Source organism: Synechococcales cyanobacterium T60_A2020_003 (assembly GCA_015272205.1).
In the GTDB taxonomy this organism is placed as follows: Bacteria; Cyanobacteriota; Cyanobacteriia; order RECH01; family RECH01; genus JACYMB01.
Window position 1 is genome coordinate 1 of sequence record JACYMB010000295.1, and the last position, 20,925, is coordinate 20,925.

A 20,925-nucleotide genomic window follows, 5' to 3' on the forward strand; every position below is an offset into this window, starting at 1 on the left:
CATCCCGACACTCGCCTTCGGCAGAGTGCGGGGCTTTCACGGAGAAGCTAAAACGTTTGCACCTCAGAGGGCTGGCGCTCAAATTCGATCCAGGGAGAAGCTTCATTCGAGGTAGAAGCATTTTCTTCCGGTACGCGATCCGTTGACATGGGCGGTGGGGAAGGAACTAGGAGCGGGGATAGGGTTGTTTGCGGTGCAGGTTCAGAGGGCGGAACTACTACAGGAGCAGCTTCCAAGATTGGCAGAGGGCTCTCAGACTGAACGGGAGTGGCTGGCGCTGGAGCAGAAACCGAAGGCGCAGTAATAGTAGGAACTACAGCAGGCGTGGGGGTCGGCGGGATGATAGAAGAACTATCGTTAGGCGTTACGGTTGGGGTGGCAGGTAGATTGGGCGTGCTAGGGAAGGTATAGCCAGAGGGGGCTAGTAGTACATCTCCTGACAACACCGCCGTGGATGAATAGGTGTCAACATCCATGTCGTTGGTGATGTAGTAGTGCCCAAGGGTTTGTCCTTCAAAGGATCGGCGGGTAAGACGCCAACCTGGGGCGAGATAAATAGCAACAAATCCAGAGGTTTCACCGGGAGATGTTCTCCCCACTTCCATGGAGGGGGCAAAAAAGTCTTTCGTGGAAGATGCCACCAATGCGAGGTGATCCCCTTCTGGAATCACCCGTAGAGCGTAATCGAGCCCTAGATCTTCGTTCCCCATCCGCAGGGAGTAACCGTTGCTGTCGAGAATGCGACGACAAATGCCAGAGAAATCAAAATCAAGCAGTAAGGGCTGAACGATACCCCCGCTTTCTGACCAACAGGGGCGTTCGTCGTTAAGTTGCTCGACGATGAGAAGCTGATGACCAACTTGGCCTGCGGGAGAGGCAACCAGAATAATCCGACTCGGATCTGTAATTTCAGCTTGATCAAAGCCTTGGGCGGTCGCCGGAGGAACGTGGGCAAGCCCCAGAATGCTACCCGCACCGAGCAGCGTCGCACTTAACCACTGGAGCGAATGTTGAATTTGCATGGCGTCCTCTCACCTCAATGCAGACTGTGATCAAAATCGAATCCGTAAAACCGAACGTGCAGGTTGTAGGGTGATCATAGGCCCTGCCCCTAGGGTATATCGAATTTAAAAAGGTGGCAGATGGCGCTAGGAACAGGGGCAAATTTCAACGTGTAACGGGATCACGATACCTACGAAACGGATCAAGTTTAATGTGCGATCGCCAAAACTTCAACGGGGATCGCAGGTTAGAACCCTGTTCGCCTTTGCTATTCCCTAAACCTGATTGGATTATAGATTATGAACAATCGAACATCTCGGGTTCTAGCAATTGTGTCCCTGTTCCTGTTTGGAATAGCGATGGTGGTTCCAGCGCTCACCTTTGAAAAATTGTGCGGTGGTGGCTATACCCCATCCGGATTGTTTGGGGAACCGACCGGTACCGTTGAAGCTTGGAGAGGCATTCACATTTTGCTGCTTGGCATTGCGCGATCGTTGCGCCTCACCTCAGCTCCGGATGGTTTGCCAACATGTTTTATATGACGGCATTCATTTTGCTGGGGGTGAGTAAGCCAAAGTTGGCGCTACTTTTGGCGATCGCAGGTCTTGCGATCGGGGTCAGCGGTACATTGTGGACGCAGACCCACGGGCTGTACGCCGATGAGGGTGGGGTTTGTTATTTTTATCTCACCGATTTGAACGGGGGATTTTGGTTGTGGGTGGGGGCGCAAGCGCTGGTGGCAGTTGTCGCGTTGGGGCGATCGCTTTTACCCCAACGCCAGCCTACTTAAAACCCGCACAGCGCATGGCTTGCTCACAGGTAGTCACTAGATTTAGAACCTTAAATGCTCAACCGCTGATAGATTTCGTCCAGATTGCGGAGATGGTGGTTGGGATCAAAGCAGTCCTCCACTTCCGCTGGTGAAAGGTGTGCTTTCACCTCTGGATTTTCTTCAATCAGTGCCCGGAAGTTGCCGCTCTCGGTATTCCAGGCGGAATGGGCGCAGGACTGCACCACGCGATAGGCGTCTTCTCGCTTCATGCCTTTCTCAACGAGGGTGAGCATCACCCGTTGACTAAAGACCACCCCACCGTAGCAGTTCATGTTGCGCGCCATATTTTCGGGGTAGACCAGCAGATTTTTCACCAAATCCGTGGTTTCCACCAGCATAAAGTGGGTGAGGATGCAGGCATCGGGGAAAGCAACCCGCTCGACGGAACTGTGGGAAATGTCCCGCTCGTGCCAAAGAGCGACGTTTTCAAGAGCCGCAACTGCGTAGCCGCGCACCAGTCGCGCCATGCCCGTAATCCGCTCAGACCGGATGGGATTGCGCTTGTGGGGCATCGCAGAGGATCCCTTTTGACCTTTGGAGAAGAATTCTTCCACTTCCAAAACATCGGTGCGCTGAAGGTTACGAATTTCGACCGAGAACCGTTCTAGGGAGGCCGCGACTAGCGCCAGGGTGTTCATAAAGTCCGCATGGCGATCGCGCGAGATCACCTGAGTTGAAGCGGTGTCCGGTTGCAAGCCCAGCTTTGCACAGGCGATTTCTTCGATCTTGGGATCAATATTGGCGTAGGTTCCAACGGCACCGGAGATTTGACCCACGGCAATCTCGGTGCGCATTCGGCAGAGGCGATCGCGATTTCGCATTGTTTCCGCTAGCCAACCCGCCAGCTTAAAGCCAAAGGTGATCGGTTCCGCGTGGATGCCGTGCGATCGCCCAATCATGATGGTGGTACGATGCTGCTGGGCTTGGTAGCGGATGGCTTGAATCAGGTCTTCCGTTTGTTTCAGCAAAAGGTCGAGACTGGCTACCAACTGAAGGGCAAGGGCGGTGTCCAGCATGTCTGAACTGGTCATGCCGAGGTGGATGTAGCGTCCAGCATCGCCTACGTATTCGTTCACGTTCGTCAGAAATGCAATCACATCGTGGCGGACTTCTTTCTCAATCTCCAGCACCCGATTGATATCAAACGTTGCCTTGGCCTTGATTTCGTCAACCGCCTCTGTCGGAATGCGGCCCAGTTCAGCCTGGGCTTCGCAGACGGCAATTTCAACGTCTAGCCACGTCTTTAGCTTATATTCGTCCGTCCAGATATAGCCCATTTCGGGCAAGGTATAACGTTCAATCAAGGCTCGTATTCAGGAATACAACCGATACATTTTACCGCGATCGCGTCCCGGTTCACGTTTCTTTACGGAACCTTGCACAATCCATCTGAATCCAAAGGATAAGGAGGGGTTAAAACCATACTCCTGTTCTTTCACGCAACCTTGAGACTGTATGAAACGCATGATCGTGATGGGTGTGTTGATGGTGATCGCCACAGGCTTTACCCCTAAGCCCGATGCCACGCCCGAACGTTCATTAACGCCCGAACCAACCCCGCCTACACCCGAACCGATCTAAGAACCAGAATCCACCCCAGAGACCACACCAACAGCGAGCGGTTCCGTACCCGAACCGGAGGCATCGGCTCCGGAACCGCAAGCACCCACCACCTATGTAGCCGATACCTATGGCTTTAGCTTTTCCTATCCCGATCGCTACTTCATGCCTGAGCAAAATTACATTGATTACAGTTCTGATCAGTCGGGAACGCTTCAAAAAAGGGTTGAGCTGTGGCAGCAGCAGGATTACGACGATATTCGAAGGGAATCACGGAACTGCCCCCCAATATCACCGTTCAGGTGTTTGAAAATCCCGATCAGCGCCCGTTGACGGATTGGAAATCAGAACTGAGCAGCCCGGATGTGCAGCCGTTACAAGTGGGTGAGCAGGAGGCGATCGCCTTTTCCTCCACAGGACTGTACGAGCATGACAACGTGGTGGTGAGTACGCCGGATGGCAAGTATGTGCTGCGATTCAGTGTGGGCTACTTTGACGCGAATGATCCGATGCGGCAAGACTTTCAGGACATTGTGTCTAGCCTGACGTTTCAGTAGTTATCCGCCGCTTGCAGCATCCAGAGTCCGCTATAGGTGATGCCGGAATCGTCGGGCTGTACAAGAAGCCAATGCAGGCCGTTGGATTGGGCGAGTCGTTGCTGGAAGGTTTGGGCAGCGGCGATCGCCCCTGGATCGGTAAAGGTGGCAATCACCCACCGATCCACTAAGCCCACATCCAAAATGAGGCCATCGGGATCGCCTGGAATATAGGACAGAAACGCAGGCTGCACCTCCGCGAACCAGCGGGCAAGGCGCATAGACTGGCGACCTCCATAGATCACGACTCCCGGAACGGGCGTTGTCGAGGCAAGCCCTTGGGTTAGAGGCATGCGTTCCTCTGGCGTATCCCGGATGGGAATGGGGCGATCGCCAAACATCAGGTCAAAATCCCCAGCGGCGATCGCGGCAAATCGCCACTCTTCACCCCAAAGGTCATTGGGTAAGGGCAGTGGGGGTGGTGTGTCCAACGCGAGGGGATCGTAGGGTTCGTTGGTGTATTTTGGGATAGTCGTTAGCGCGGTTTCGAAGCAGGGTTTTGAGGGTGGGGGTGTTGCGCGTTGGTTCCACAGCAATGTTGAGGGTTTTACCAACACGTTCGAGAATATGGAGGGTTTGGGGACGAAACACCTGAATGTGGGTCGGTAGATCATCCGATGAGGACACAAATTCCCGAAATTGTGCCGTGACCCACTCCGATCCGGCCTCCGATTGGGGACAAAAGGCACTGGCTGCAAAAGAGCGATCGCGATCGCACACCACCAGTTCCCACAACGGTTTGCCGCTAGAGTCTTGCAGCGGACGCCGATAAAAATCAACTTGCCAAATAGCCACTGCGGCTGTTCTCCATACGCGCCCTTTCTATTCTGCCGGAGAAGGGACGGGCGATCGCCTACACGCCACCAAACTGCTTTTGATACGCAATATAGACAGCCTCCAAAAACTCGTCGGATGTAAGGCCAGTGGGGATCGACTCCATCTCAATGCGCGATCGCATTTGGCGAGCCAGATTGAGACTCAACTCGCGGCGAGCATCCCGATCCATGCGCGATCGCCGTTCCAAGTATTCCCGAATTGTCGCGAAATCATCGGGCAGCAGGAGGGATAGGTTTGCGCTTTGGGGCAAGTCTTGCGCGAGGGTATTGGCGCGATCGGATAGGGTCACGTTTGCCTTGGCGATCGGCTTCTCTTCCTGAACAACTAGCGTTCCCGCCACAATGTCGCCCAGCCGTTTCTCCCGCTTTTCAAACAGAATAAAAATCACGCCTAGAAACAAGGGAATGCCATCAAAGGACAGGAGGAGCGATCGCAATACGGCCTGCGCCAACCCAATTGGACGTCCATCATCCCGAATCACGCGAATATTCGCCACCCGCTTACCGGGAGTTTGGCCTTGCCACGTCACCTCAAAAAAGACGAAATAGCCGCTAAACAGGATAAACGTTGCCAAAAGGGCGATCGCCCCTAACCAAATGGGAAGCTGACCATAGGTGATGTTGGTGTTGGACAACCCGTTCAGCAGTTGAATCGCAAAGATGCTGTACAGCGTGGCTGCTGCCGTCCAGACGCCAAGCAAGATCGCCACATCAATCGCCATCGCATAGCTGCGCTCGCCAATGCCCGCCAGCGTAAACTGGAGTCCAACCTGTTCGGGCGTGACCACTTCGATCGTTTTCAGCCAGCGCAAGGGGGATGTAGAACTCATCGTAGGGGGGCGATCGCGCTGTCCAGCGGTATCGATGGGTTCGCTGGGGACAGATAGCGCCAATCCTTCCCGCCGACTGCGAAGATCGTAGTACAGCGTGGCCTTGACCGACTGCCAAAGCGGCAGGATTAAAATACCAATGGCAAAACCGACGGCTAGGGCGACAAAGAAAGTCAACGCTGCAAAGGCATTAGAAAGGGGATCGGTCACAATGGCAAGAAATCCTTGCAGGGTTGCGGAGATGACTTGCTGAATCACCTGTACGGGTAGCATGATCAGCGCCAGCACCGACCACACCCAAAACAACCGCCAGAAGCTCCCTTGGGTTAGCGACCAGCTCCGACCGATCGCACCGCCAGGGGTCATTTCAGGTTCGATTGCTAAGGGAGCTTCAGCGATCAGGTAAAGCCGCAGTCCCAGCCATGCAAAGATGAGGATCATGCCCAGGTAGAGGAGTATGGTCAGGATGATCACAATGCCTGTTCCTACGGCACTGCCGCTGGTCGTCACCACTCCGGCAACCCCGGCGGCGATCGCCATCAAAATTCCGAACACGATGAACAGCCCCATCAGAATTCCGAAGGTCAGCAGTCCTAACAGGATGCCAAGCCAGAAGAACTGCCACTTGCGCTGGGTGGTATGGCGTCCCGCTTCAGTTGACGTTTCTGGCTGATCCAACAATGTGGTGAACGCCATGCGCGTAATCAAAGCGGACTGACCGAGGTAGTTGGCTAGGGCATAAAACAGCAGCGCAACACATGCAACAATCAGTACAACGATGATGCCGGGACTGGCTTGCAGAGCCAGGAGAATGACGCTTCCCACCAGTCCCACCAGGATAGGGGCTAAGATCCACAGTGTGGCACGCAGGGCAATGTCGATGTAGGACTTTGCGTTGTTGCGATAGAGTTGAATGCCCACATTTACGATATTGCCAATACTGAGCGGCTGAGCCATTTTAGAGAGGGGAGCGGGGTTTGGCATCGGGGCATTCATAACAGAGAATCCTGAGAGACGAGAACAACACCCTTGGTGTTATGCAGGTGCAATGCTCCTCTATGCTGGCTCAACTTCGCGATCGCGGCTAGGCTCTTTATCTGACTTAAAATCTAACGTTTTATGAATATCCAGCGCTGGATTGCCCGTCGTGAACCGGATTGGACACAGCTCGATCAGCTTTTATCCCGGATTGAGAAACGGGGGATTGCCTCGTTAAAAGGCCATGAAATTGAGGTTCTGGCGAGTCTGTATCGCTCGGTATCAGCGGATTTGGCACGGGCGCGTACCCATCAGGTGGGGGAGGTGCTGGTACAGCGATTGCAAGGACTGACCACGCGCAGCTATGCCCAGGTCTATCAGGGATCGCGCCGGCAAGAATGGCAGCAGGTTAAACACTTTATCCTGTGGGGGTTTCCTGCCGTGGTGCAGCAGTCGGGGCTTTACATTGCCTTTGGTACCGCCCTATTTGCGATCGCCGGACTGATCAGTTGGTGGTTGGCTTGGGCTGATCCGACCTTTATTAACCTCGTCGTGCCTGCGGAATTAGTCGCCCAGGTGCGCGATCGCCAAGAGTTATGGATGGGGTCGATCGTGGGCATTGAACCGTTTGCCTCCAGCAGCATCATGATTAACAACATCCGCGTATCCTTTGCGGCGGTTTCGGGGGGCATCACAGGCGGACTGGCAACCACCTATATCATGTTGCTCAACGGCATGATGATTGGCACGATTGGTGCATTGGTGGGTCAGAATAACCTCGCGTTTCCCTTTTGGGCGTTTGTCTTTCCCCACGGTTCGCTGGAGTTACCCGCGATTTTTCTGGCATCGGGTGCGGGATTTTTGATTGCGCGGGCACTGGTCTTTCCAGGACGGTTGCGCCGCATCGATGCGCTAAAACAGTACGGACAGCAGGCCACCCAACTAGTCTACGGTGTTGTGCCGATGCTCGTGATCGCCGGAGTGATTGAGGGCTTTTTCTCGCCCAGTCCGGTGGTGCCCGGTATCCTGAAGTACATCGTAGGAACCGGGTTGTTTATTGGGTTGCTGCTATACCTGAGCCGCAAGTCTCCGACAATGTAATCCCAGTGGGGCGATCGCCTATGCGTTTATCAATTTAGTTGAATGAGATTGTTAGCACACTGAGAAGTGACACTGTAACGGAGGCAAGATGGTACAAACTCTTCAGGCTAGAAACGTCACTCTAGCGGATTTACAGAAGCATTTTAGGCTGCATTTGGCTGCATTTGACTACGTCCTATCAGTTTTTTCCGGAGTGGATGGAGGCTCAAGCAGAGGTTACGGATATTGAAAAGCAGCAGCTCGATCGCGTTAAAGCAAATTTTCTGTACTTGAGCCAATCTCCTCCCATGATGGAAAACGCCGTGAAGATGGTGGTTTTGTCGCCATTACTGGACTTGGCAGGGTTTTACGAGCCTCCGTTTCCAATGCGAGCAGAGGTGTCGATTGAGGTTGCAACGCAGGATGACGATACTCTGATTTGGGGACAAATTGATGTCTTGGTGTCGTTTGAGCGGCTTTGGATTTTGGCGATCGAGTCAAAAAGTATTGGCATTGGTTTAAGTACTGGAATTCCGCAGGCATTGAGCTTGAGCTACATGCTGGCTACGCCGACTCAGGAGCGTCCGATCTTTGGCATGGTAACGCCAGGAAGTGAGTTCGTGTTCCTGAAACTGGTAAAGGCTCCAGAACCTTTGTATACCTCCTCTAGAGTCTTCTCGATGTTTAGTCCCATCAATGAGTTGTACGACATGCTAAACATTTTGAAAAAACTAGGGCAAGCCGTGAGCCAAGACCAGGGGTGAAGGGCAGAGTTATCTGTTCAATCCAACGCATCCAGTAACGGTTCATCGGGCTGTCGTACCAACTCTGGCTCAAAGGGGATGGGGGATTGGGTGGCTGGTTCAGCAGGGGCGATCGCCCCACTGGGCTGACCATTCACGCCACTTCCTTTCGCTAAGAATTCTGTGGCTTGCTTGGCGACTAGCATAAAGTCTGAGGGCAGCATCACCAGGGTTGTGGTGTTATTCTCTATGCCAATTTCCGTCAGCATTTGCAAGCGACGTAGTTCCAGTGCTGCCGGATTTTCAGCAATATTTCGGGCGGCCTGGGTCAACATTTTCGACGCTTCGTATTCCGCAGCGGCTTTGATGAGGCGTGCGCGTTTCTCGCGGGTGGCCTCCGCTTCTTTCGCCATTGCCCGTTGCATGCCTAGCGGAATTTCCACATCCTTCATTTCGACATGTTCAATGACTACGCCCCAAGGTTCGGTCAGCTCATCGACGATCGTCTGTACTTTGTCATTAATGGCGTCGCGGTTTTGCAAAATTTCATCAAGGATGGCTTGCCCGACCACGTTGCGGAGGGTGGTCATCGCCGTCTGATAGACCGCCATTTCGTAATTTTCAACTTTATTAATGGCGCGATTAGCGTCAAGAATGCGATAGTACAGCACCGCATTCACCCGAATCGTAACGCTGTCAGCGGTGACCGCTTCCTGGGGCGTAATATCCACGGTTTTGGTGCGGATGTCTACCTGCACTTTCTGATCTACACCGGGAATAATCCAGTATATCCCTGGCCCCATCGTGCCTTTGTAGCGTCCTAACCGAAAAATCACGCCGCGCTGATATTCCCGATCTACTTTTAGACCAGATAGCCCTGTAAGAAGCAGCATCGCCATTGCAACACCCAGAACGGTTCCCATAGCAGCTTCTCCTGTGACGATTGCGCACGTTAACCGAGTTGGTTCACTCGTAATTCCAGTCTAGACAAGGGACTGGGCGATCGCGGCAATTCTACAGGCTGTCTTTAGGTCTTAGAGATGAGGAAAACTTTACAAACTTTCTAAATACTTCAGCAGATCCGCCATATCTTGTTCGCTGGGCTGAAACTGCGGCATTGGCGGGGTGGAACCGCTTGTGACTTGGTGGATAAGGCTAATCCGCGATCGATGGTCGGACACATGGTGCAGACTAGGGCCAACCTGCCCATCTGCATAAATGCCGTGGCAGCCAGAACAGTTCATCTGGAAAATGGCATGTCCCCGTACGGCATCCCCGTTCAGAGATAGCACGTTCTGCACGTAGGGGTCGGTATACCAAAGCTGGTATGCAATCAAAATAGCCACCAAGGCCGCAAATAGCATCGCCACCACAGCAAGCGCCACCTTGCCGATCACAGCATTGGTAATGTCAGGCGCAGGTAGGTTGTTGGCTAAGTTCTGGGTCACAGCTAATAATTACAAACTGCTTTTCAATTTAAAACATAGCTTAAAATTCCAGTGACGATCCTGAAAACTTCATGTTGCTTTCGAGGTGCCTGTATTGGGGATTCAGCCTCCAAAAGGCTGATCGTCTGGTCAAAGGAGTGTGTGTGTGCGATCCTTACGGGCTGTGTCGTTTCTGAGAGAAGGGTGGTTTGTATTATGAGAGAGGACTAAGGAATATTACATGTCGTGGTCTGGCAATGCGATCGCCCCATGGGGCATCGAACGCTGAAAAGCTGCAAATACGTCAAGGGGACGTGGTATTGGTACGGCTCCCGGTTGTATAGTTTTTAGAGAGCCGCGACAAGGCTGGTATTGATTGATAAGGAGACTGACTGTGGTAGAACCTTTGCTAAGTGGGATTGTGTTGGGCTTGATTCCGGTAACGCTGGCTGGTTTGTTTGTGGCTGCTTACTTGCAATATCGTCGTGGCGATCAGTTGGGCGGCTAAGCGATCGCCCTTCGTAACCCGGCTGCTCCGGTGATTGGGTTAGTTTTAGAGACCTTTAGTTTTAGAGAAATCATTAAGTGGAGCTTCTGCCGTTTGGTGGAAGCTCTTTTTGGTGGTGCGGCGGTTTTGGGGTTGTGGAACGTCGATGTAAAAACGCCCAGGTGGTTGACCCAGGCGTTCAATTTGTTGAATCTATTCAGTTTGGGCTTTGGCCTAACCGCATTAGGACGGAATCCGAAGGCTAAGCCATTTGCACTTGATGGGTCGAGTGATGCTCTCGATAGTGGGCATCTAGCCAGCATTGCGGCAAGGGTTCACCGGACGGGAACATGAGGTGGGATTTGGTAAATGGCTCGATCTCTTGAAGTTCTTCTCCGGCGTGGAATCGTCCCATAACCTTATCGATGCAGGGATCCGCTAGGTTATCCAGATTCAGAATTTCAACTAAGTTGCCTGACGGTTTGTGCTCTAAAAACATGGCCTCTATCCTCCGCGTAGGGTGGTCGAATGATAGTAGTGCTCGTCGTAGAACCAGATGTCATGCTAAAAACATCAGGTTCCTAGGGCTGGGCAGCCAATGTTCCAAAATTTAAGCGAAGTATTGTAAATGGCGGCTTGGGTTTGAGGTTTGGGTGGAACCAGAGATGTGGGAATTCTAGATGATGATTTATCCGTTCCCTTTTCTATGCTGAATCCGGGTCAATATATTCCTCTGAATCCAGTCAAGGCGGGATTAGTGAGTCTGCCCGAGGATTGGGAGTTTTCGAGGTATCGGGAATATGTGGGGATGCGATCGGGAACGTTGCCGAGGGTGGATGGGGTGCGATCGCTGTTTGGGGATGAGGTGTGTCAGGCGTTTTGGGCGGAGCGGCAGGTTTCGGGGTTGCCGGAGGTACGGGCGTTGAGGCTGGATGCGTGAAGGGTTCTAGAAATGCGATGTTTGTCGGGAAATACTGAAGGCTGATGTGAAGCAGACAAAACATCGCATTTCTGAGAGCTAGGACTTCGGGAAATGGAAACGGTGCGATCGCCACCAAAACGCACCGCCGAATAGGGAGATCATTAGAACCAGCATTGCGCCTGTCATCATAATGCGTACCTCTGCGATTTAAGGATCCTTATCCTTAAAATGGCGCAAAAATGCAGGATCCACCTGCGAAGATTCCCTGACTTTGTGAGATTCCAGACAACTTTTGCAATTCTTATTTTTCGGCCTATTTTTTCCCCACACATTCCACAGTTTTTCCACAGGTTGTTTTTCAGTTTTCCACAGGTCAAAATCAGTTTTCCACAGCTTCGTACGACATCATCAGGGGCTGGGGAATTCTTGGGGATTTCAGCTATAGGATGAGGTCTTCTCATAAAACCCCTGGTTTTTGTAAACTTGTGTAAACAAAAAAGCCTTGAAACCCTGATTCCTTCGTTAGGGTGCTTTCAATCTGAAAACAAACCGAAGCCGTGATGCCGTTGACAACACCCCCTATCCTTGAGCAGAATATGCCTACCTTCAAGAAAGCGCTCTAGACGACATCTCAATTTTCCCCAGTTTACCCAGCTTGTGGAAACCTATGGATGGTCTTAGAGGCGCGGCTTTTGTGCGTATGGATTGTGTGGACTGTAGCGACGCCAGCCAGCCTGCTCACCCCCAAAGTTCTTGAGTCCGTTTTGTGTACATTCTCTTCTAAATTGAGGTTTCTATGAACGTAACCGTCAGCATCCTGGCTGAAATTCCCGAAGATTTGCACTTTTCTCTCCAAAACTATTTGGATCACCATCCCCAATGGGATCAAGACCGCGTATTCAGTGCAGCGCTGTCCTTATTTCTGTTACAAAACGGCAATAGTGAAACGCCGGAGTCTTCCCGCAGCTACCGTCGTGCCGCTCGGGTGTATCTGGATACGCTATTTAAGAATGCGGTTTAGATAGCGCTGGATGTTGGGTTCAGTGCCGACGCTTTTCGTGTCCAACAGGCTTGAGCGATGCCTCACTGGAGTTGTTCTATTTTTACGGTTCTCTGGGTTAGACCAACGTTAGAACCAACACTACAGTTCAAGCTCAATCTCCAGGATCGAGAGTCGCGCGACGAATCAAGGTGGCAGAAAACGTCGGTGGTGTGGTGTGGCGATCGCCTATACCCGTTCTGACCCACTGGGCAATTGCTCCGCAATGGTTTCCGACACTATTCCTCAATGGTTGAAGAAAGCATCGCAAGTCGTTCATCATTAATCTAATCTAGGCAGCCAACCGTTCGGTTTGGCTGCTTTTTGTAGCGGGTAATGTAGGGCATTACATCAATTTCAAAAATTTCAGCTACAGATAGAAAGCTGAAATCCCTGATGGTGCAACGCATTTGCAACTCAAAATTGATAACTCAAAACTCAAAACTGGTACTAATCCAGTTCTAGCAAGGCTTGGACAATGCTTGCCCAGCCTTTAGCACCTGGAAAGGGGGCAACCTTCCAGTCATACATGGTGAGGCCGGGGTGGGGGCCTGTGCGTCCAGGAATAATCACGGGAACGTCAACTGCTTCCAGCATGGCACGATCGTTGGGGCTATTGCCCAGGCCAAGGGTGGTAATGGGGGTATCCGGGTGGGCGGATTGGAAAGCTTGCACGATCTGCTGCACCGCCTTGCCTTTCCCGGCCTGTGTGCCGATGAGATGGGAGAAGCGATCGCCCACCACCACTTGAAAGCCTAGGGTGTTTGCAGCCGCTTCGACCTCTTCGGGTGGAATCGTTTTAAGGGTGAGAAAAGGTTCCGTAAACTCGCGAGCTTTGGCGCGATCGGCCTCCTCAGCGGATAACCCTGTGAGTTGCATAATCTCCTTACGGGATAAATCGCCAAAGCCTTGCAGATCATGACCCAACGCTTCAGAGAGCTGGCAGAGTCCGGTGCGGGCTTCGGTGTAGGTACAGCCCAACTGCATCAGTTGAAAGTTGCCCAGGGTTTTCGTAGGGGCGATCGCAAACCGTTCATCGGCGGGAGCCACAAACACCGCACTGCCGTTTTCCACAATAAATGGATCGTTTGGGGCGATCGTCTGGCGCAGCACTTCCACCTCGCTGCGGGTTTTGCTCGTCACTGGAATCACGGGAATCTGCTGCTGCCGGAGCGCTGTCAAGACGGGGATCGCCTCATCATAGTGATAATCTTCCCCGTTGAGTAGGGTTCCGTCCAGGTCAGTAAAAATTAAATACACAATTACTCCTCACACTCAGCGTTATTCAATGAGGAAAGGGGACAGGTTGTCCCATCCCCTTTACCTTACGGGTTGATGTCCGAGGGTTCAAATTTGTTGGTAAGCCAAATGGATTGGTAGGGGGTCAAAGTGACTTCATCGTAAATATCGTTAATCAACTGACCGCTGATGAGATCACACCAGGGATCGGTAATGATCAGATTTAGATTTGAGAGACTCAATGTTTGAGGGCGATCGCTCAAATTATGCAGCGAGAAAATGCTTTGATCCCGCGCCATACTCTGCCGCCAAAAGGCAAAGATAGCTGGATTGATCGGGTGCAATGTGAACTGAGTCGCATTGGGATGAAAGGCCGCCTGTCGTCGCCGGATTTTGATCAAACGGCTGAGTTCGGCTAGTACTCTCGATTGGGGCGATTGGGGATCGCTCAGCTTAGCTTGCAGTTCTTTGTAATCCCACTTGTGGCGATTGATGGATCGATTGTGGCCCGTTCTTGCAACTCCTTCGTAGTCGTTGGGGGTGGCTAAAAGGCTGTGGATGTAGAAAGCCGGAATTCCCTCCAGCGACATCATGACCGTCTGGGAGCAAACGAAGCGCTCAATTTGCCATTCATCCTCCCCCTTCACGGTTCCCTTCAGCGCATCGAACAGGGAGATATTGACCTCGTAGGGGCTTTGGCTGCCATCCGGACGACTCCGCATACTGATGCGCCCGCCAAACTTCTGCATGGTTTCCAGCAGGGCATCGTATTCCGCCTGATCGAGCAATCCCTCTGCCGGACGCATCCCGATCCCGTCGTGGGAGGCCGTGAAGTTAAAGTACGCACAGCCGACCGGAGCCGGGGGCATACTCATCATCCAGGTTTTCAGGTGATCCGATCGCCCTTGCAACAGCGCATTCAGCAGCAGCGGGGGTAGGCTGAAGTTGTAAATCATGTGTGCCTCGTTGCGGTTGCCAAAGTAGCTGAGGTTTTCGCGGTTGGGTACGTTGGTTTCGGTAATCAGGGCAATGCTGGGATCAATCATTTGCAAGATTTCCCGCATGACGCGGATGAGCGCGTGGGTTTCAGGCAGATGGATGCAGGGGGTGCCGATTTCTTTCCACAAAAAGCCCACGGCATCGAGGCGAATGTAGCGTGCGCCCATTTTGACGTAGAACAGGATGATCTTGATACATTCCAGCAGCATGTCGGGATTGCTGAAGTTGAGATCGACCTGATCGGCGCTAAAGGTCGTCCAAACGTAGCGATCGCCCTCTACGGTTTCCACTTTAGTCAGCACGGGCGTACTGCGCGGGCGCACCACTTGGGACAGGTCTTCATGGGGATTAGCAGTAATGAAATAGTCTCGTCCGGGCGATCGCCCCTCTTTAAACTGCTGAAACCACTCGCTCTGGCTAGAAATATGGTTAATGACCAAATCCACCATGAGGTTAAACTGACTGGCAATGTGCTGAATGTCCTCCCAGGTGCCCAGCTCAGGATTCACCGCGCAATAGTCAATCACTGAAAAGCCATCGTCTGAGCTGTAGGGAAAAAAGGGCAGGATATGAACGCCCGTGACAATTCCCTGCAAATGTTCGGCAAGAAAGCGATCGAGGGTCACAAGAGGCGATTCGCCGACATCAACCACACTGTCGCCATAGGTAATCAGCAGCACATTATTCTGGCTCCACTTATTGAGGTCTTCATCAATAGAGGGCGCAAACTGATTTTGAACTAACGTAAAAATCTCAGAGGTAAGGGAATTCGCGATGTCCTTACCGTAGACCCGCTCCAATAGGGGCTGAACTCGCTTTGTAAAATCCATAAAACAATCGTCGGTTTCCAATTTAGGTGTGGTTGATACAATCATGTGCCCCTAGCTGTGGTGGAATTAGAAGGTCTAATCATGTTTCTTGATTTCCCTGAATTCCGCAGGAGACTCGGCGCGAACCTCAATGCCAGCTTTAAACAGAGCGACCTAATCTGAAGTCTTCATAGAGGCATTTACTGAATTACGGACATTCGCTAATCTCTGAGCAACAGTGGACAAATATATGGGCATCGTTTATGCCATCGCGGTCACAAGAAACGAGATCCTTGCTCAACCTGTGCAACCCCACAACCAGCCCTGCATCAGTTCCCGTTCATTAGGTGGCACGTTGCACACTACTGTTTAGAGGACGCCACAAAAAAGTTGCAAGTATTGAAAGGCGAAAAGCCCTCAGGGTGACGCGCTCCTCCTTATGTTTCGTTGATATTAGGCACATTCAGATCGATGCTCAGTAACGATCGTTACGGGATGCCCAGCCAACGCAATTTCTGATCCGTTTTGGTATCAGTTCCAACAGCACTTCGCTTTATAGTTCTTTAATGATTGGTGTGAACCCAGGGTCAAACATTCAAATGGATTACAAACAAGAACGAATCACTACGATTCACGATTTTGGTTGTGACTTGGAGTTTCTGGAACGTCGGCTGACGGATATGTGTGCAGAGTGTCCGACTGCTGTTTTGATTCCAGCCTTATACGAAGAACTGGAGCGTCCGGCACTCTCCCGTATTCGCGACCAGCTTTGTGAGTGCGAATTTGTTCAAACGGTGATTGTCTGCCTATATGCCCAAACAGAGGAACAATACATTCGAGCCGTTCAGTTCTTTGATTGCTTACCCCAAAATACCTACGTGATTTGGGAGAACGGGCCGCGCATTACTAGCATTCTTCATGATTTGCGCGATCGCGGCCTCGATTTAACGGGGTTCAAAGGCAAGGGGATGGCCGTTTGGCTAGGATTAGGAGTGGCTTCCCTACGGGCAGAGGCGATCGCCCTCCACGATGCCGATATCATCACCTACGATCGCGCCTATCCGCTGAAACTCCTATTTCCCCTAGTGGAGCGAGAGTTTGGGATTGCCTTTAACAAGGCGTACTATGCCCGTCTCAGTGCCGATCATCCCCGCACCATGAACGGGCGCGCCTGTCGCCTCTTTGTAACGCCACTGCTGACGGCACTCACGGAACTGTTTGGCGATCGCGACTATCTGCGCTATCTCAATTCATTTCGCTACCCCCTGTCTGGGGAGTTTGCCCTGACGCGAGATCTGGCGCTGACGACCCGAATTCCCGGAAACTGGGGTCTAGAAGTGGGTCTCCTAGCGGAGGTATATCGCAACCTTTCGCCCAAGCGCATTTCCCAGGTGGATTTGGGCGTATTCGATCACAAGCACCAATCCATTGGCACCTCGCCCGATCGCGGTCTCCAAAAGATGTGCCGAGACATTTTGTGTTCCGTGCTGCGGACACTGACGGAAACGGAACAGGTGGTGATTTCGCGGGATCATATCCACGCGTTGCGGGTGAAGTTCCGTCGCGAAGCTCAAGATTTCACGCGCCAGTACTTTGTGGACGCGGTCTTTAATAACCTGCACTACGATCGCCACATCGAGGAAGTCACTATTGAAGTGTTTGAAGATGTGATTGCCAACGCAGGCGAACACTTTTTTGCAGACCCGCTCAGCGCTCAGATCCCGGACTGGACAAGGGCATTGGCGGTAGTGGAAGATTTACGAGAACAGTTGACGGATGCGGCCTTGCTGGATGCGGCAGAGGCACGCGCTAAGTCCGTAGAGCCAATCGTTTCAACCCTGTTGCATGGCGATACGGCGATCGCATCCTAACCGATCCCCCTGTATCCCCCTTAAAAAGGGGGACTTTCAGCTTGCTTACTGTTCCCCTCTTGTGGAGGGGGCTAGGGGGGATCGCTAAGAGATCTGTAGCGGAACATCAGAGCTTTATCTGATCTGCTCCCGACCGTCACGAATCTACGCCTCGCCGCCAAACTGTTTGATGATCGCGGTCGCAAATTCAGAACAGCGTAGAGGGGGTTCTACCGGAGGTTCCATCATGCGGGCAAGGTCGTAGGTGACTTCTCGATGGGCAATGGCTTTACCCAGACCTTCCTTGATCAGGTCAGCCGCTTCTTGCCAGCCCATATATTCCAACATCATTACGCCTGATAAAATCACCGAGCCGGGGTTAATCCGGTCTAGTCCTGCGTGCTTGGGAGCTGTGCCGTGGGTGGCTTCAAAAATCGCGCAGGAGTCACCAATATTCGCCCCTGGCCCCATGCCTAAACCGCCGACAACAGCGGCAGCCGCGTCGGATAGGTAATCCCCATTCAGGTTCATGGTTGCCAGAATCGAGTATTCGTCGGGTCGGGTCTGGATCTGCTGGAAAATGCTGTCAGCAATGCGATCATTGACCATAACTTTGGCTTTCCACTGGCCGTTGCCGTGGGTTTCCCAGATGGCGTCCAGAACGGCCTTGACCTCGTTGCAAACTTGCTCTTTCTTCTCAGCCGTCAGGGCGTCATACCCGGGTTCAATTTGACGGGCGTTGTCTTCAATGCTGAGGTCTGGATTTTTCTCCTTGTTGCTGAGAATCCAGGATTCCCGTTCGGTGATGCACTCGGCGCGGAATTCGGAGGTTGCCAGTTCATAGCCCCAGTCTCGAAACGCCCCTTCGGTGTACTTCATAATGTTGCCCTTGTGAACCAGCGTCACCATTTGCTTGTTCTTGGGCAACCGCAACGCATGCTTAATAGCGCGACGCACGAGACGTTGAGATCCAGTTTTACTGATCGGCTTAATGCCGATGCCGGAATCGAGGGGAATCCGCTTTTTGCCGTGTTCTGGTGTAGCGGGGATCAGATCTTCGTTCAAGATTTTGATGAGGCGATCGCCGATTTCGCTCCCCTGCTTCCATTCAATCCCGAGATAAATATCTTCGGTGTTTTCTCGATAAATGATGACATCAAGCTTTTCTGGACTTTTATGGGGTGACGGTGTGCCGTCGTAGTACTTGCAAGGACGAATACAGGCGTAAAGATCGAAGATTTGCCGCAACGCTACGTTTAACGACCGGATGCCTCCGCCGATGGGGGTTGTTAATGGCCCCTTAATCGCAACGCCGTATTCTTGAATGGCCGTTAGCGTATCGTCAGGCAGGTATTGATAGGTGCCATAAACCTCGCATGCTTCATCGCCAGCGTAGACTTTGAACCACTGAATTTGGCGATCGCCCCCATAGGCTTTTTGGACGGCTGCATCAAACACACGCTGGGCAGCAGGCCAAATATCAACCCCCGTCCCATCACCCCGAATGAAGGGAATGATTGGATCGTTAGGAACGACGGGTTCTCCGTTGCTGAAGGTGATGCGCGATCCGGTGGGGGGGGGACTAATTTTCTGATACATAGTCACACTATTTCCTATGGCTTACCAAGATATGTTCGTAGACGAACTAAAGCCCCCATTGAAGCAGATTTATTGAAGCTATGGTGCAATAAATCTTTCTTTTTAAAATGAATTTCAGAGGTGTGTGAGCAGTCTTCATAGGTCTAGAGTTCGATAAGGTGCCAGTAATCTAATTCGCCATGAGGCAATGAATAGAATAGGGTTTCCCATTCAGAATTAGCACGCCATCGTCCCAGAGCATCAACACGCTATAGGATTTGAGCATAGTTGTCCCCAAGCAAGAGAAAATACTGCTTTTCCGGATTCATACGAAATTTCAACCTATGGTGGTGAAGTATAGATTCCCGAAAATGGCGTCTATCGCTGGTTTATTGCTTATTATCATCGGCAAATTTAGTATCCATGCCAAGGTACTGCTGATCATCTCTTAGCATTAGTTATAAAGAATGCACTACTTGGCGGAGGTTTCTATGGCGATCGCGTCTGAGGCTTACCGATGAAAAAGATTTTGATTGTAGATGATGACATAACGCTGCGAACAGCACTGACCCGCTATCTCGAAAATCGGGGCTACACCGTGCAGCAAGCGAGTTCTGGTCAAGAGGGATTGCATGCCTATGAACAGGATCCGCCCGACCTGGTTGTGTCGGATGTGATGATGCCGGAAATGGATGGGATGGAGTTTTGCCGACGGTTGCGATCGCTCAGTACAGGGCAACTCCTACCCTTTATCTTTTTGTCGAGCCGCAGCGAAACCGAAGATCGAATTCTGGGGCATCAAATGGGCGCAGATGATTATCTAGTCAAGCCCTTTGAGCCCCGTGAACTGCTGGCGAAAATTGAAGCACAGCTTGAACGGACACATCGCATCCATGCCGAAATTGTGCGATTGCTCCAAAAAAATGGGGGAATCACCAATACCTCGGCATCCCCATCCCCTGCGCCTCTGCCGTTAACACCTGCCGAAGAAAAAGTCTTCTGGCAAGCGATTCAAGGACTCACCAATAAGCAAATTGGGGATCAGCTCTTTGTCAGTCCGCGCACGGTGCAGACCCATCTCAGCAATATTCTGAGTAAATTGCAGTTGGAAAATCGATCCCAACTCGTTCGCTACGCCTTCGAGCAAGGCTACCGTCCGCCAAAACAAGAGACAATGGCAGAGGACGAAACCTGAGGATTTTCAACGATGGTTGCGGGGCTTTATTCCCTAGCGGATTTACAGGATGCGATCGCCCAGAATCCCGACCAGTGGCGACCCCTGGTATTTACGAATGGCTGTTTTGATCTGCTCCATGCGGGTCATGTGCGCTATCTTGCGGCGGCTCGGCAATTGGGGCGATCGCTCGTGATTGGTCTCAACAGCGATGCCTCGGTACAGACCATCAAGCCCCAACCAGCGGGACTGCCGCCGCGCCCGATTGTGCCAGAGCTAGAGCGGGCAGAGGTGTTGGCTGCCCTTAAATCGGTGAGTGCGGTGGTTCTCTTTTCTGACCCGACGGCAAACGGATTGATTGAAGCGCTCCAACCCGATATTTATGCCAAAGGGGGCGACTACCAAATTGAAACCCTGCCAGAAGCCCCAGCCGTCCACGCCTACGGAGGCCGGATCGAGCTAGTCACCATTGAGGTTCCCAGTTCCACCAGCAAAATCGTCCAGCGCATCCTATCGGTTTCCGCCGCCGCGACGCCGAGTGAGCATGTATAGCTGGATCACGGGTTGCCAGACAGGACATACGCAGTAATCCTCTACCAGAGCGTAGTTTGAGCTGATAAAGCCGATTTATGCTTCGTGGTAATGGCTATAAATACTCATTTGTTTCGGGATTGAACGCTCAGAACAGCGCATTCAACCGTTAAAGTAGAGAATTGTGGATCACCATGATCACCATCGGTCGAGATATCTTCCTTCCAAATCCTGTGAGGGATTAGGGGAGGCGATCGCCGCTTTAGAAACGGTCACCGAGAGCATTTTGTTAGAAGAGGATCGTCGTTTGACATGAGTTTTTCTGGCTCTGAACCTACCTCCGCTCCTACCTTTTCCCCACCCGAATCGGTAGACGCCTTGCGCGAACGGCTTAAGGCCGAATCTCTGTCGAA

The 20,925-nt window shown here is 52.1% G+C and carries 18 protein-coding genes and 3 pseudogenes; 11 read left to right on the forward strand and 10 right to left on the reverse strand.

Features of this window, described 5'->3' with window-relative positions:
- Positions 1 to 47: 47 nt before the first annotated feature.
- A complete protein-coding gene (locus IGR76_14495) occupies positions 48 to 1,022 on the reverse strand; it encodes a DUF3747 domain-containing protein (GenBank protein MBF2079687.1) in 975 nt (324 codons plus the stop codon).
- 279 nt (positions 1,023 to 1,301) lie between these two features.
- Between IGR76_14495 and IGR76_14500 the strand changes: the two genes are divergently transcribed.
- Positions 1,302 to 1,544, forward strand: a complete 243-nt coding sequence (locus IGR76_14500; GenBank protein ID MBF2079688.1) for a hypothetical protein — start codon at positions 1,302 to 1,304, stop codon at positions 1,542 to 1,544.
- A complete protein-coding gene (locus IGR76_14505; protein MBF2079689.1) occupies positions 1,541 to 1,792 on the forward strand; it encodes a hypothetical protein in 252 nt (83 codons plus the stop codon). The genes IGR76_14500 and IGR76_14505 overlap by 4 nt, the downstream gene beginning before the upstream one ends.
- A gap of 50 nt (positions 1,793 to 1,842) precedes the next feature.
- Here the strand turns inward: IGR76_14505 and IGR76_14510 are convergent, their stop codons facing one another.
- Positions 1,843 to 3,138 carry an adenylosuccinate lyase gene (locus IGR76_14510; protein MBF2079690.1) on the reverse strand — a complete coding sequence of 432 codons (1,296 nt, stop codon included), beginning with the start codon at positions 3,136 to 3,138 and terminating at the stop codon, positions 1,843 to 1,845.
- A 489-nt stretch (positions 3,139 to 3,627) separates the two neighbouring features.
- Here IGR76_14510 and IGR76_14515 point away from each other — a divergent pair, with 489 nt between their 5' ends.
- The gene (locus IGR76_14515; GenBank protein MBF2079691.1) at positions 3,628 to 3,951 is read left to right on the forward strand and encodes a hypothetical protein; all 324 of its coding nucleotides are present in this window, start codon (positions 3,628 to 3,630) and stop codon (positions 3,949 to 3,951) included.
- Here the strand turns inward: IGR76_14515 and IGR76_14520 are convergent.
- Both IGR76_14520 and IGR76_14525 read right to left on the reverse strand, forming a co-directional pair.
- Positions 3,945 to 4,785: pseudogene (locus tag IGR76_14520) on the reverse strand (Tab2/Atab2 family RNA-binding protein). The gene IGR76_14515 and the pseudogene IGR76_14520 overlap by 7 nt on opposite strands.
- 58 nt (positions 4,786 to 4,843) lie before the next feature.
- Positions 4,844 to 5,638 (reverse strand): RDD family protein, encoded by a 795-nt coding sequence (locus tag IGR76_14525; GenBank protein MBF2079692.1) that lies wholly within the window; start codon positions 5,636 to 5,638, stop codon positions 4,844 to 4,846.
- A gap of 1,137 nt (positions 5,639 to 6,775) precedes the next feature.
- Between IGR76_14525 and IGR76_14530 the strand changes: the two genes are divergently transcribed.
- Both IGR76_14530 and IGR76_14535 read left to right on the forward strand, forming a co-directional pair.
- Positions 6,776 to 7,735 (forward strand): stage II sporulation protein M, encoded by a 960-nt coding sequence (locus IGR76_14530; protein MBF2079693.1) that lies wholly within the window; start codon positions 6,776 to 6,778, stop codon positions 7,733 to 7,735.
- Positions 7,736 to 7,823: 88 nt separating this feature from the next.
- Positions 7,824 to 8,478: pseudogene (locus tag IGR76_14535) on the forward strand (restriction endonuclease subunit R).
- Between the two features lie 17 nt (positions 8,479 to 8,495).
- Here IGR76_14535 and IGR76_14540 read toward each other — a convergent pair.
- Both IGR76_14540 and IGR76_14545 read right to left on the reverse strand, forming a co-directional pair.
- Positions 8,496 to 9,380 (reverse strand): slipin family protein, encoded by an 885-nt coding sequence (locus IGR76_14540; protein MBF2079694.1) that lies wholly within the window; start codon positions 9,378 to 9,380, stop codon positions 8,496 to 8,498.
- 129 nt (positions 9,381 to 9,509) lie between these two features.
- The gene (locus IGR76_14545) at positions 9,510 to 9,821 is read right to left on the reverse strand and encodes a cytochrome c (protein ID MBF2079695.1); all 312 of its coding nucleotides are present in this window, start codon (positions 9,819 to 9,821) and stop codon (positions 9,510 to 9,512) included.
- A gap of 457 nt (positions 9,822 to 10,278) precedes the next feature.
- On the opposite strand from IGR76_14545, the gene petG reads away from it, so the two are divergent.
- Positions 10,279 to 10,392, forward strand: a complete 114-nt coding sequence (petG, locus tag IGR76_14550) for a cytochrome b6-f complex subunit PetG (GenBank protein MBF2079696.1) — start codon at positions 10,279 to 10,281, stop codon at positions 10,390 to 10,392.
- 241 nt (positions 10,393 to 10,633) lie between these two features.
- Here the strand turns inward: petG and IGR76_14555 are convergent, their stop codons facing one another.
- Complete coding sequence (locus IGR76_14555; GenBank protein MBF2079697.1) at positions 10,634 to 10,870, reverse strand: acetyltransferase; 237 nt, start codon at positions 10,868 to 10,870, stop codon at positions 10,634 to 10,636.
- A gap of 222 nt (positions 10,871 to 11,092) precedes the next feature.
- On the opposite strand from IGR76_14555, the pseudogene IGR76_14560 reads away from it, so the two are divergent.
- Positions 11,093 to 11,227 (forward strand): annotated as a pseudogene (locus IGR76_14560) (transposase).
- Positions 11,228 to 12,089: 862 nt separating this feature from the next.
- Positions 12,090 to 12,314 carry a DUF2811 domain-containing protein gene (locus IGR76_14565; protein MBF2079698.1) on the forward strand — a complete coding sequence of 75 codons (225 nt, stop codon included), beginning with the start codon at positions 12,090 to 12,092 and terminating at the stop codon, positions 12,312 to 12,314.
- Between the two features lie 468 nt (positions 12,315 to 12,782).
- On the opposite strand, the gene IGR76_14570 is transcribed toward IGR76_14565, so the two are convergent.
- Together IGR76_14570 and IGR76_14575 are read right to left on the reverse strand one after the other, a co-directional pair.
- Positions 12,783 to 13,592, reverse strand: coding sequence for an HAD-IIB family hydrolase (locus tag IGR76_14570; GenBank protein MBF2079699.1), 810 nt, complete (start codon positions 13,590 to 13,592; stop codon positions 12,783 to 12,785).
- Between the two features lie 65 nt (positions 13,593 to 13,657).
- Entirely contained in the window at positions 13,658 to 15,400 is a 1,743-nt protein-coding gene (locus IGR76_14575; GenBank protein ID MBF2079700.1) for an alpha-amylase, read from the reverse strand.
- A gap of 578 nt (positions 15,401 to 15,978) precedes the next feature.
- Here IGR76_14575 and IGR76_14580 point away from each other — a divergent pair.
- Positions 15,979 to 17,250 (forward strand): glucosyl-3-phosphoglycerate synthase, encoded by a 1,272-nt coding sequence (locus IGR76_14580; protein MBF2079701.1) that lies wholly within the window; start codon positions 15,979 to 15,981, stop codon positions 17,248 to 17,250.
- Between the two features lie 144 nt (positions 17,251 to 17,394).
- Here IGR76_14580 and IGR76_14585 read toward each other — a convergent pair whose 3' ends face one another.
- A complete protein-coding gene (locus IGR76_14585; protein ID MBF2079702.1) occupies positions 17,395 to 18,828 on the reverse strand; it encodes an NADP-dependent isocitrate dehydrogenase in 1,434 nt (477 codons plus the stop codon).
- Between the two features lie 496 nt (positions 18,829 to 19,324).
- Here IGR76_14585 and IGR76_14590 point away from each other — a divergent pair, with 496 nt between their 5' ends.
- Positions 19,325 to 20,002: a response regulator transcription factor gene (locus IGR76_14590; GenBank protein MBF2079703.1), complete on the forward strand. Its 678-nt coding sequence runs from the start codon at positions 19,325 to 19,327 to the stop codon at positions 20,000 to 20,002.
- Positions 20,003 to 20,014: 12 nt separating this feature from the next.
- The gene (locus IGR76_14595; GenBank protein ID MBF2079704.1) at positions 20,015 to 20,533 is read left to right on the forward strand and encodes an adenylyltransferase/cytidyltransferase family protein; all 519 of its coding nucleotides are present in this window, start codon (positions 20,015 to 20,017) and stop codon (positions 20,531 to 20,533) included.
- The last annotated feature ends 392 nt before the right edge of the window (positions 20,534 to 20,925 follow it).

Coding starts and splice junctions, on each gene's coding strand:
- IGR76_14495 (MBF2079687.1), bottom strand. CDS start 1,022: ATGCAAATTCAACATTCGCTCCAGTGGTTAAGTGCGACGCTGCTCGGT.
- IGR76_14500 (MBF2079688.1), top strand. CDS start 1,302: ATGAACAATCGAACATCTCGGGTTCTAGCAATTGTGTCCCTGTTCCTG.
- IGR76_14505 (MBF2079689.1), top strand. CDS start 1,541: ATGACGGCATTCATTTTGCTGGGGGTGAGTAAGCCAAAGTTGGCGCTA.
- IGR76_14530 (MBF2079693.1), top strand. CDS start 6,776: ATGAATATCCAGCGCTGGATTGCCCGTCGTGAACCGGATTGGACACAG.
- IGR76_14540 (MBF2079694.1), bottom strand. CDS start 9,380: ATGGGAACCGTTCTGGGTGTTGCAATGGCGATGCTGCTTCTTACAGGG.
- IGR76_14545 (MBF2079695.1), bottom strand. CDS start 9,821: ATGCTATTTGCGGCCTTGGTGGCTATTTTGATTGCATACCAGCTTTGG.
- IGR76_14555 (MBF2079697.1), bottom strand. CDS start 10,870: ATGTTTTTAGAGCACAAACCGTCAGGCAACTTAGTTGAAATTCTGAAT.
- IGR76_14565 (MBF2079698.1), top strand. CDS start 12,090: ATGAACGTAACCGTCAGCATCCTGGCTGAAATTCCCGAAGATTTGCAC.
- IGR76_14575 (MBF2079700.1), bottom strand. CDS start 15,400: ATGGATTTTACAAAGCGAGTTCAGCCCCTATTGGAGCGGGTCTACGGT.
- IGR76_14580 (MBF2079701.1), top strand. CDS start 15,979: ATGGATTACAAACAAGAACGAATCACTACGATTCACGATTTTGGTTGT.
- IGR76_14585 (MBF2079702.1), bottom strand. CDS start 18,828: ATGTATCAGAAAATTAGTCCCCCCCCCACCGGATCGCGCATCACCTTC.
- IGR76_14590 (MBF2079703.1), top strand. CDS start 19,325: ATGAAAAAGATTTTGATTGTAGATGATGACATAACGCTGCGAACAGCA.
- IGR76_14595 (MBF2079704.1), top strand. CDS start 20,015: ATGGTTGCGGGGCTTTATTCCCTAGCGGATTTACAGGATGCGATCGCC.